This window comes from Virgibacillus kimchii (assembly GCF_055379185.1).
In genome coordinates, this window is record NZ_AP043951.1 from 283203 (window position 1) to 296134 (window position 12932).

The 12932-nt window shown below is 39.0% G+C and carries 3 protein-coding genes and 1 tRNA gene; 2 read left to right on the forward strand and 2 right to left on the reverse strand.

Going from position 1 to position 12932, the window contains the following annotated elements:
• Window positions 1-118: 118 nt before the first annotated feature.
• Window positions 119-7096 carry a Cna B-type domain-containing protein gene (locus tag ACZ42C_RS01635; RefSeq protein ID WP_461180172.1) on the forward strand — a complete coding sequence of 2326 codons (6978 nt, stop codon included), beginning with the start codon at window positions 119-121 and terminating at the stop codon, window positions 7094-7096.
• A gap of 126 nt (window positions 7097-7222) precedes the next feature.
• Here the strand turns inward: ACZ42C_RS01635 and ACZ42C_RS01640 are convergent, their stop codons facing one another.
• Together ACZ42C_RS01640 and ACZ42C_RS01645 are read right to left on the reverse strand one after the other, a co-directional pair.
• A complete protein-coding gene (locus tag ACZ42C_RS01640; protein WP_461180171.1) occupies window positions 7223-10282 on the reverse strand; it encodes a hybrid sensor histidine kinase/response regulator in 3060 nt (1019 codons plus the stop codon).
• Window positions 10283-10477: 195 nt separating this feature from the next.
• Window positions 10478-10551 (reverse strand) — tRNA-Pro (locus ACZ42C_RS01645).
• Between the two features lie 148 nt (window positions 10552-10699).
• Between ACZ42C_RS01645 and ACZ42C_RS01650 the strand changes: the two genes are divergently transcribed.
• On the forward strand, window positions 10700-12112 hold the full coding sequence (locus ACZ42C_RS01650) for an IS110 family RNA-guided transposase (protein ID WP_464891251.1): 1413 nt from the start codon (window positions 10700-10702) through the stop codon (window positions 12110-12112).
• Window positions 12113-12932: the final 820 nt, after the last annotated feature.

Below are 12932 nucleotides of genomic sequence, written 5' to 3' on the forward strand. Positions count from 1 at the left end.
TACATTTTACCTATTTTTAATAGCTTTGTAGATATTTTGTAGAGTATCAACTTTTATAATGTTCTTCTGGAAAGGGTGATTGATCGCTCGAAAAAATGAAAGAAGGGAGTAGGGTGAATTGAATAAAAGATTAAGTATTCTGTTTATATTTATGCTTGTTTTTCAGACGATTTCCAGCAGCTTGTTTTTACCTTCACAATCGGTTGCGGAAGGTTCAGAGGAAAGCGTTTTTACTGGCGTATCGTTTACTGATGAAGATGGAAAAGCAATAAATATAGACGACTTGGATGGCGGATTGGCTGTAAATGTGCATGTTGATTGGTCGGTTTCGCATGTTGAAATTGAAGAGGGTGATACAGCGTCTCTGTCCCTTTCAGACAAATTGTATGTGGAAGAGGAGCAGCATGGGGCGTTGACAGATGGTGAAGTAGAAGTTGGGACTTACCAGGCTGCGCTTGATGGAGCGGTGACGGTTCGTTTTGATGAAGCGATCATGGAAAGCCCTGAAGCGTTGGGGACGATTGTTGTAGAGGCTGTTGTTGATGAACAACAAGTGAAACAGCCTGAGGAAGAAGATTCTGAGGATGTTGCAAAAGAAGATGATGACCCCAAGCAAAAAGAAGCATCTGACGAACAAACGTTAAATTCTGAGGAAGTAGTTGAAGCAGACGATTCGTTGAAAGACCGTATTACAACTTTTGATGCTTCAGAAGTAGATCCGTCTCAAGTGAACGATTTAGGAAATATATTTACATTCAAAAGTCTTATTCATAACGGTGAAGAAATCGAAGACGGTAACATCATCGAAATAGAGGAAGGCACTGAAGTCGAGATAGAATTTACTTGGGATACTAAAGAGCTTGGTGCTCAAAGTGGAGATACTGCTTCAATGCAGTTACCGAATACTTTTGAACAAGTCACTACACCGGAAGCAGATATAGTTACAAGTGGTATTAAAGTCGGGACTTACAGTATTGAAGATGGTGAATTGATATTTGTCTTCAATGATAGAATTGAAGATGGTGATGTGTACAATGGCGAAGTTGGATTAAATTTAGACTTTAATTTGGAAAAATTTGAAGAAAATATAGAGCAAGTGATTGAGTTCAATGATAGAGATGAGACAACACTCAATGTAATTGCAAGACCAAGTGGCGATATTAGTGCGATCACAAAAGAAGGGCATCCTGATCGAGGTTTGAATGCTAGAGAAATTACCTGGTCTATTGATGTAATGAATCATAACGAAGAGCTAATTTCAGAAGGAATCTTGGAGGACATTGTTCCTGAAGGTTTGGGAGAACCAAGAGATTTTGACATACATGAGCTATCTGTTGGTATTAGTGGTGACAAAAGAGTTGGTGACGAAGCTGGTTTTGGTGCACAAGTGGATGGGAATGCGTTCACAATTAACTTCCCTGAAATCGCACCATTCAATGGTTATCGAGTAGAGTACACAACCATAATTGAAGATTACACAATTGATAGCTTTACAAACGATGCTCTGTTCTCATACGGAGATACTGAATTACCTGCAAAAGCAACTGTTGATGCACTCGAGCGAAGTAACCCAATAGAAAAAGATGGAGAATATAATGGGAATACTCATCAAATTGATTGGACAATAACCGTTAATGAATCAGGCGGAGAGATTGATAAAGCAATCGTTTATGATTCGTTGCCAGCGGAACAGTCTATAGTAGAAGATTCTATTGAAGTCTATAGATATGACAGTAACTGGGAAAATAGAGAGAGTGTCTCTATTGATTCAGATGATTTCCCAATCAATTTAGGTGAAGTAGATGCAGAGGAAATTTATCAAATTGAATTCAGTACAGATATTGACTGGAGGTTAGTAAATGATGGCGAATATCAGCATCATAATCAATTTACTAATGAAACGGAATTAAGAGATGGTGACATCACAGTAGGTGAGGATAGAGCTATTGTTGATCACTGGAGAGCTACACTCTTAGAAAAATCAGGAGTATCTAATGTAGATTATGACAACAAAACACTTACTTGGACGATTGAAGTAAATAATGCTAAACATCCATTGGATGATGTTGTTGTAAATGATGCTATTCCTGAAGGGTTGACTATTTCTGAAGATGATATTTCCGTTACAGGTGAAGATGGCGAAACATACGAAGGTGTTGACATATCAGTTGATGGACAGAGTGTTCAAATAAGCTTAGAAAATATTGGGACAGAAACAATTACAATTGAATACAGAACGACAATTACGGATTTTACCATTGATGAGTTTGATAACAAAGCAACATTAGATGGTGATGGTCTTGGTGTAGGAGAGCCAAGGGCTGAAGATGATGAAACTATCAGACCTCCTGCCAACAGCTTTGCTAAAGATTTTGAAGGTATTGACTATAACGAACGCACTATGGATTGGAGATTAACAGTTAATCCAATCAGAGAAGCAATTACAGAATTAACAATCGTTGATACGTTTCCGAATAAAGGAATGATCTTACTTCCTGACACGGTAGAAATAACAGTTGGTGGAGAAGAAGTGACTGAAGGCTTCACAGTAACATCAAATGAAGAAGATGGTGAAACTGGGTATCATAAAGGCTTCACAATCGAATTTGATAACGAAGAGTTGCCTTTGAATGCACAAATGGAAATCACGTATCAAACTTCTTATGATCCACAACGTGAAATTGAAGGACACACCTTAGACCCACATGTTGGTGGAGAAGATCAAGTTAGAGTGTATGAAAATCATGCTCAGTTTACAGGAGAAACAGAATATGAAAATGAGTTTGATACAGGTAGAGATGCAAACACAAGAGTAAGAGAAGACTCCTGGAATAGTGGATATAAAGAAGGTCAGCTTGTTCATGAAGGTGGAGACGTGAGCTTAGTAGATGGCTGGAAAAGTGGTGAGGAAAGAAAAATTGCCTGGCAGCTATACACAAACTATCAAGAGCAAGACCTTGGAACTGGAGTCGTCATTGAAGATACACTCGATTATGAAGGAACAATCGATGTAGGTAGTGTAGTAGTATCCGTATATGAGGTAGATGCTGACGGTAACACAACCGTCACAGATGAAGTTTTAGATGAAGAAAATTACGATGTAAATTATGATGGAAAATCATTCACGTTAACATTTGATGATGGCTTTACAGTGGATGAACGATACGTTGTTCAATTTACAACAACTGTTCCAAATATTTCACAACCAAACTACGTCAACAACGCAACAGTAATAGTTGGAGATGATGAATATCCTTATGAAGGAACAGTCAACTACAATAATCATGACCAATTTCTGGATAAATCAACAGGGCATGAAGGTTCTGACGTCTATATTGGGGATGAGCTTAACTGGGAAATTCAAGTGAACGAGAGCCTCTCCATCATTCCAAATCCAGTAATTACAGATACAATCAGTGCTGGGATGGAATATATCGAAGGTACACTTGAAATTTCAACAGCTAGTGGGAATGAATTAGTTGAAGGTGAAGACTTCAGTCTATCTAATGAAAAAAATGAAAATGATGAGACTGTACTGACAATCACACTTACCAACACATTAAGCGAGAAGGTAAATCTAAACTATACAACAGTTGTAACAGCAGAAGATGGAGATACAGTCAGCAACGAAGTCAATTTAGATGGTGAATATATTGAAGTAGAATCGATTACTTCTGAAGAACTGACTGCTGAACAATTCAGCTGGGTAGATGGAGAGTTTAACGAAAATCGTGGTGCGCTGAAAATCACCAAATTGGACTATGAATCAGGAGATCCAATTGAAAATAATCCGGCGACTTTCGAGTTATACTATGAATTAAACGGTGTGCAAGTTTTATTTGCAGACGAGATCAAAACGGATAAAAATGGTCAGATTGAAATTGGTAACTTGCCACTTAGAACATATTATTTACAAGAAGTGGATGCACCAACTGGTTATATCATTGATGAAGAAGAACAAGTTATTGAAGTAACTCAAGCTTATGGTACGGAAGAACATGTTTATGAAGCGGAGTTTACAAACACGATAGAGAAAACAGACATCTCCGTTACGAAAGTATGGGCTGATGCAAACGATCAGGATGGTCAACGTCCGGGGGATATTGAAGTTCAGTTATTTGCAGATGATGAAGAAGTTGGAGATCCTGTAACACTTTCAGAAGGTAATACGTGGAGATACACTTGGGAAGAATTAAATGCGTATCACTCTAACGGAGAGACCATTGAGTATACTGTAGAAGAAGTTGATGTGCCTGAAGGGTATACTTCAACTAATGAAGTTGGAGACGATGGTGAAATTACGATCACAAACTCCTATACTCCAGAAACAACAGATATAGCTGTTAACAAAAATTGGGAAGATGCGGATGATCAAGACGGAGTTCGTCCAAACAACGTAACAGTAAATCTTTTAGCTGACGGAGAGATTAAACATCAAACTGTTTTAAATGAAGATAATGACTGGCAGTACACATTCACTGAACTTCCAGTATATCAGGACGGTCATGAAATCACTTATACTGTCACCGAAGATACAGTTCCAAATTATTCAACAATTGTTGAAGAGGCTGGAACAGGAGAAGATCCGGTTTATACGATCACAAACAGCTACACACCAGATGAAACAAGTGTAACAGTGACGAAATCCTGGGAAGATGACAATAATCGAGATGGCAACCGTCCAACTGAAATCGAAGTGCAGCTAATAGCAAACGGTGAACCATATGGCGAATCTGTAACCATAGACCAATCGAATTGGTCTAATACATGGTCAGATTTACCTGTGAATGAAGATGGTGAGCCAATCACGTATACAGTAGAAGAAGTTGAAGTTCCAGAGGGTTATAAGGTAAGAGTGAATAATAATAACCATGGAAATATCATCATTACAAACAGTTATGAACCAGAAATTACGGAAATTGCTGTTAGCAAAGAATGGGATGACGAAAATGATCAAGATGGAATTCGCCCGAATAATGTAACAGTAAATCTACTAGGTAATGGTGAAATTGTACGGAGAACAGTCTTGGATGATGAAAATGACTGGCGACACACATTCTCGAATCTTCCTGTTTATGAAAATGGGGAAGAAATCACCTATAGAGTGACTGAGAATAACGTACCAAACTATACAGATTCCATTGACCAAGATCCAGAAAATGAAAATGGATTTGTTATCACAAATAGCTACACACCGGAAGAAACATCAGTAACTGTGACAAAATCCTGGCAGGATGGAAACAACCAGGATAATAACCGTCCAGATTCTATCACAGTACAGCTTATTCGAAATGGAACAGCAATAGGTGATCCAGTAGAAATCGATGCTTCCGATAACTGGACGCACCAGTGGACTGAATTAGATTTAAATGAAGATGGGGAAGCAATTAACTACACGGTGGAAGAAACCAATGTTCCTGAAGGATATACAGTAAGAGTTAATGATAATGATCACGGCAATATCATCATTACAAATAACTACACACCAGAACTAACGGATATCCCGGTTAAAAAAGTGTGGGATGATGATGAAGATAGAGACCGTGTTCGTCCAAATAACGTAATGGTCATTCTTCTTGCAGATGGATCAATTGTAGGAGGAACAATATTAAATGAAGCTCGTAATTGGGAGCATACATTCACCAATCTTCCTGTATATGAAAATGGAGAAGAAATTAACTACAGTGTAACGGAAAACATTGTTCCGCATTATTCTACTTCTATTGAAGAAAATGAAAATGGATTTGTATTGACAAACTCTTATACACCGGATGAAACAACAGTAACCGTAACAAAAGGTTGGGAAGATGAAAATAACCAAGATGGTATTCGTCCAGACATAATTGAAGTTCAATTACTAGCAAATGGTGATGCAACTGAAGACCCGGTAGAAGTCCTTGCAGAAGAGGATTGGACGTACACTTGGGAAGGTTTGCCATTAAACGCAGAGGGAGAACCAATAACGTACTCCGTTAAAGAGATAAATGTACCAGAAGGATACGAGCAAGATATAAACGATGAAAATCACGAAAACATCATCATTACAAATAGTTACACACCAGAAACCATAGGAGTATCCGGTACAAAAACATGGGATGATGCAGACAACCAAGACGGTAATCGTCCAGAAAACATTACAGTGAATCTGTTAGCAAATGGGACCCAAATTGATTCCACTGATGTAACTGAAGCAGATGAGTGGGAATATAGTTTTACAAATCTACCGAAATTCGAAGCTGGTGAAGAGATTACGTACACAGTTACGGAAAACACAGTAGAAGATTACACACAAACAATTAATGGATTTAATATTACCAATCAATACACACCAGGTGAAACAGCGGTAACTGTAACGAAACACTGGGATGATGCAAACAACCAAGATGGTATTCGCCCAGAAACCATAGAAGTGCAACTAACTGCTGACGGTGAACATCAAGGTGATCCGGTAGAGCTTACAGAGGAAAATAACTGGACACACACTTGGACGGAACTGGATGAAAAAGCTGCAGGAGAAGCCATTATATACTCCGTAGTTGAACTGACAGATCTACCGGAATATGAAACAACTATAAATGATGAAAATCATGGCAATATCATCATTACAAACAGCTACACACCGGAAGAAATAGAAATCTCTGGTACAAAGACATGGGATGATGCTGATAACCAGCACAACACTCGACCAGAATCCATTACAGTCAATGTTTTGGCGAATGGAGAAGTCGTTCAATCAATTGAAGTAACAGAAGCTGACGATTGGGCTTATACCTTCGCAAACTTGCCAAGATACGAAGCTGGAGAAGAGATAGTTTACTCTATCTCAGAGGATGAAGTTGAAGGTTACGAATCAACCGTAGAAGGTTATGACATTACCAACACGCTTATACCTGAAGAAGAGACAACAACACCAGGAACAACTGACAAACCAGCTGATTCCGGAAAAGAAGTTTCAACTACAGGTGATGAAGCAGGTACCGGAGATCGAATGCCCGATACAGCAACAAATATGTACAATATGATCCTGATTGGGGTGGCTTTATTAGCCATTGGAATAACGCTCACGCTGATCTATCGTAAGCGAAAAGCAATATAACAAACTTTAGAACTTTAGCAATAAGAATGAATGACAAAAGCTGCCATGTACACTTAAAGTACATGGCAGCTTCTTCTAGAACTTGTTCGACAAAATTCGAGCTTTTTCGGGGGGTGACAGGCACCCTCATTTCGGCACTTCAAATTTGACTGTAGTTCCTTTGCCGGGTTCGCTTTCAATCTTTAAACCTTTTCCATACAGCTTTTTTAATCGTTTATTTGTATTGGCGACACCAATTCCATTTTCATTTTTTGGCTGTTCATCAAGTATTTCCCTAATCTTCTCTTGTTCCATTCCTACTCCTTCATCCACAATCACGATTTCAAAATGAGAATACTGATCGGTAATCCGTATGGTAATTGTTCCTCCATTTAACTGTTTAAGCACCCCGTGTCTGACTGCATTTTCCACAAGGGGTTGAACCGTCAAAGGTGGAATATAAAACTCCAGACTTTCTTCCATTTCCCATTTCACTTGTAATCGATCCCCGAAACGTTCCTGTTCAATATACAAATAGGATTTGATCAAATCCAGCTCATTCTCAAGCGGTACATGGGACTCTGTATTATTTGCATCAAAGCTTTTTCTTAAATAATTTCCAAATTCATTCAGCAGCATAGTCATTCTGTCTGTGTCAATTTCACTGAGTGAAGCAATCGTATTTAATGTATTGAATAAGAAGTGCGGCTGGATTTGGGATTGCAGCCAGGCCGCTTCCAGTCTAAGCTGTTCCTGGATGGATTGTCTTAAATTCGTTAAAGCTCTAACCCGTACTTTTAATTCCAATGCATCCACCGGCTTGACGATATAATCATTGGCACCTGCATGGAAGCCGGTATAAATATCCTCAAGCTGATTACGTGCCGTAAGCAGCAAAACAGGTAATTCAGAAATTGTGAATTGATTGCGGATTATGCTCGTTAACTCATAACCTGACATGTATGGCATCATTACATCAGAAATAATCAAATCCAACCTTCCATCATTAACCAAATCTAATGCCTGCTCACCACTTGAGGCAGTAATGACTTCATATCCTGAAGCCAGCATCGTTTCTAGCACTCTTAAATTTACAGGGTCATCATCCACAATTAATATTTTTGCTTTGCTTCCTCTCATTCCAAAGTGGTTATTAGAATGTTCAGCCTCATCTACTACATTGACTTCCTGTACGGAATCAATGGTAGCAGCGGCCTCTGACTTCCTTTCTGCCTCATGTGCAGAGCTTCCAATCAACGGGAGTGTAAAAGAAAATGTAGATCCCTTACCACTCATTGAATCCACAATAATCTCCCCGCCATGTAATTCAACCAATTGCTTACATATGCTCAGACCTAAACCTAGCCCGCCGCCTATGGAAGTTATACTTGAATCCTCCTGCTCATAAGGCTGAAAGATTTTGTTGAGCACTTCCTTACTCATGCCAACTCCGGTATCCTGCACATACACCTTAGCCATTTTATTGTTATGATCCGCAGATATTGTTATAGTTCCGCTATTCGTATATTTAACCGCATTATGAAGCAGATTGAACAGGATTTGAATGAGCCGGTTTTCATCTGCATGTACATTTGGAAAAGCATGCGGAATATTAAGGTTAAACTGAAGTTCTTTTCCATCCGCCATAAAGCGAACCATATCCAAAACACCATGGCTCACTGTTCGGAGATCTATATTGTCCTTTTTCAGCTTTATACGATGTTCCTGCAGGCGAGTGACATCAAGCAGATCATTCAGTGTAAATGTCATTCGCTGACCTACATTTATCAAAAGCTTCAGGTTATCCCTATTTTTCTCCGACAATTTTTCTTCTTTATCATCTAAAATGGTTTGCGCAATATTAATAACCCCGTGTAATGGATTTCGCAATTCATGGGATGTGTTTGCCAAAAATTCATCCTTCGACTTATCCGCTTCCTGTAGTTCTTTTGTTTGCTGTTCATTTATTTGCGCCATACGTATATGGCGATTGAAAAGAAGCAGGGCGATCATAATAATGGAAATGAGAAAATCAAACGGGTAATATGGAATGTCCACGAATCCCAATATGATTAAAGCACCCCAAATTACATTAGAAGTATAACTTGTAACGAATAACAATATGAAAATGGCATCCGGGTCATTATTTCGAACTGCCTTTATCGTTTCCATAAATAAAAACGTTATAGCCAATATATATAGTATGATAACAAGCACTGCTAAATAGGCCAGATAATGAAAAGGCAATATTAAGCCAATGACTACTGAAAAAATGGCTAAGTATAATATCAGAGCATAAAACCTGGTTTTTACCCGAAATAAATACTTAACAAAAGTGGCTAAAGCCAGCAGCGTACTAATAAATAAAAATAGCAATAATTTATAGTACCAGATTAAATCGATTGGCAGCTGTAATGCACCGTCGTCATCTATTAAAATAGTAACCCCATGCGCTAACAGCATAAATCCAAAGAATAAAATTTCTTTTTGATATCTTCCCTTTCCGAGAAAATATACTATAAAGGCGTACATACTATGTAATAAATAAATAACAGCAACAACGATTTGCAATGTAATGGATCTGTTATTTTCTGTTGAAATTGCATTTGCTGTACCTATTTGAACAGATTCATTAATACCTCCCCAAAAAGGTATTTCAAAATTGGAGACATGTACCGTTAATGCCAATTCATTCGTTTCAGTGTGGAAAAACGTAGAAAAAGGAAAACGTGCACCTTCTGATTGTTCAGCTATTGTTGCAGGAGCCCCGGATTCAACCATCAAATTTCCATCTATAAATACGGCTCCGGCTGACCTCACACTAGTCATCCGGAGACCATAAAGTTGTTGCTCTTCATTAGGAAGATGCATGTTGAGCCGATATGTCCCGTAACCGTAGGCAGATTCATTTTCTTGATAACTGTTCCAATCATCGGGAACAGAAATTAAAATTTTTTCTTCGTTGCTGACATCTTCGTATGGTTCTATAAATTGGTTGGGGATAAACTCCCATTCACCATCAAGCGTTATCACCTGATTGTCACTAAACTCCCAATCTGTTAAATCAATTACACCTTGCTCGGCTTGAGGGTGGTCAGGCGTTTGATGATAAATCATCCAGCTAAATCGAAAGCTGGTTAATATAAGGAAGAAGAAAGTAATGATGAGGAAAATCTTTCTTCTGGTTATCTGTCGATCGGTGTTCATGGACATGTTCATTCCTTTAGAGACGACGTTGCTATCAGCTTAATTATGCCCTAACACCTTTACAGTTACAAGGGAACCCTTAATAAAAGTTTTACTAAACCCATTCATCCCTAAACTCGACAAAAACCGGGAAGTGACAGGCACTGCAATAGCGAACATTCCGAACATTTAGAATTGGGGGGTCAGACCCCATGATCGGGATGACAGGATTTGAACCTGCGGCCCCTAGCACCCCATGCTAGTGCTCTACCAAGCTGAGCTACATCCCGGAAAATAAAAGTTAATAATAGTATACCAACTTTTGGGGTGCCTAGTATAGTAAATAGTTCATAAATGAAGAAAGACCATCATTTTCAATGTAAAATAGAAGTACCTATCACAGAACTTCCAATTACTAATCACTCAAAGGAGATGAAAATGATGGTCCATACATTATTGAACCATATTCAAGGTAAGAATGGAAGTCGATGGGCAGAATTTATTCGAAAAACAGGAGGAGAAAAGATATTAATCGTAGCGGTGGATGCAGCGAAGTATACGCATAAGGCCACAATCTGTACATTTTATGGAGATATTCTGGTAAAACCATTTGAGTTTGATGCATCCGGGACTGGATTTGAGAAGGTAAGGAATTTGGTTGAGAGTGAAAAGAAAAAACATAAAATGAAAGAGGTTGTTATTGGCATTGAAACAACGGGGCATTATTATGAGGATCTGGTGAGGCGCAGTTATAAAGAGGGTTATATGGTTCGGGTTATAAATGCAGCGACCACAGCACAAGTACGGGAGATGCTTTTAAATTCATCCAAGACAGACAACCTGGATTTAATGGCGATTGTACAAGCGATAATATACGGTCATGGCACAACGCATGAATTAAGCTCGGATACGATGAATAACCTGCAAAAGCTAACTCGTGCAAGACGTGAGTTAGTGGCAGAGCGTTCATCTGTACAAAATCAAATACGTGTCCATTTAGACCATATATTCCGCGAATTTCAAGGGAAAAGTGTATGGGAAAACGGCAAGCGAGAACAGAAAAAGCCCTTTTCCGATTTATTTGGGAAGTCGTCGGTTTACATCATGAGAAATTGCCCACATCCAAGCGATATCGTGGAACTTGGAGTGAAAGGCTTACGTGCTCTTTCGGTACGTGAAAATCTAAAACTGCGAGATGATACGATTCAATGCTTGCTTGATTTTGCCAATCAATCCATTTCACAGCCAAAGGAATGTGTCCAGGCGGATCAATTCCTGCTTAATCAGCGTCTGGATCAACTGGAATTATTAAATAAACAGATTAAAAAGCTGGAAAGAGAGATTGAGGATTTATTTGTACAGACAGAGGGGGCGGTCCTTCTTAGCGTGCCGGGTATTGGAGTCGTTACTGGAGCTGAATTATACGCGGAAATGGAGGATATTTCTGATTTCGATCATGCGGGACAATTAATAAAAATGGCAGGGACAAACCCAGTCGTGAAGCAGTCAGGGGATAGGAGACCTTCTTACTACGCTGTTTCCAAACAGGGGAGGAAGCCTTTCCGAAATGTTGTTTATCAGGCCGGCCGGTCTTTAGCCAGTAATAACCCGGAAATGAAACAGAAATATAAAGAGCTCATTGAACGCGGAAAAGTCGCTCCACAGGCTTACATTGCTTTGGGAAACCGGATGATTCGATTAGCCTTTTCCATGATTAAGCATCAGACGTTATACCGTACAAATCATAAAGATTATACTTTACTCAATCAAATAAGCAAAAAGCTGCACAGCGCTAATACAAAGCTGTTTTTCGAAAAATTTGCCGCAACGATAGACTATCAGTCTGCCTAACTGGAAATTAAGTAATTATAGACAGTGAGCCAGTTATGACAAAAGTGATCCATTCACTGGAAAATAGCACTATCTTAACCACAGCTTTAGCTGCTTGCCCTTGACCGCCGTGCCACTTCTTAGTGATCGCTGGAAGGGGGCGGGGCCCCGCCAGCGGAACTTAGAAGTGAATGTCCGTGGTACGCTGCTGATGCGGATGGAGCCCTAAAGGCTGTTTTTCTACCATCCGCCATCAAAACCACTACCACGGACACAAACAAGGTCAAGGATGGTGGGATACATGGCATGAATGATATTATTTGATGTTTTTATTCACTAAGTAGAACACGAAGCATGAACTGATTAAAGCCATTTGTTTTTATAAGCTATAGGAAGTGAAAATGGAGCTCCTCTAGGACGTTAGATTACATTGAACAACGTGCCTGAGGCTCCAGACCTCGTGTGACAGCGTTATGGATCTTGTCCTGCAAGTACGAATAATACGTGAAAATCTAAGTTTATATCACTAGGTTGTATCCTCTGCAGGATAAAAAAGCAAGATCCCTTTTACGTTCTAGAGGGGCTCTATTATAAAGTTCTGTGATGGATGAGTCTTTTCAGAAAACAAAGAAAATGAAGGGCTTTAGTTAAACTTACCCTTTTTTCGGTAAAATTACCTATTGACTTATTTACCATTATACGCTGTCACTCCCCGAAATTGCTCGAATATTGTCGAAACATATAGTGTTGTTACTTAAAAGCGATTGGATAGAAAAAATTACCTGGAAAAAAATAGTTCCGATCATCATAAAGCGATTACCGGAACTATTTTAGAGATCAT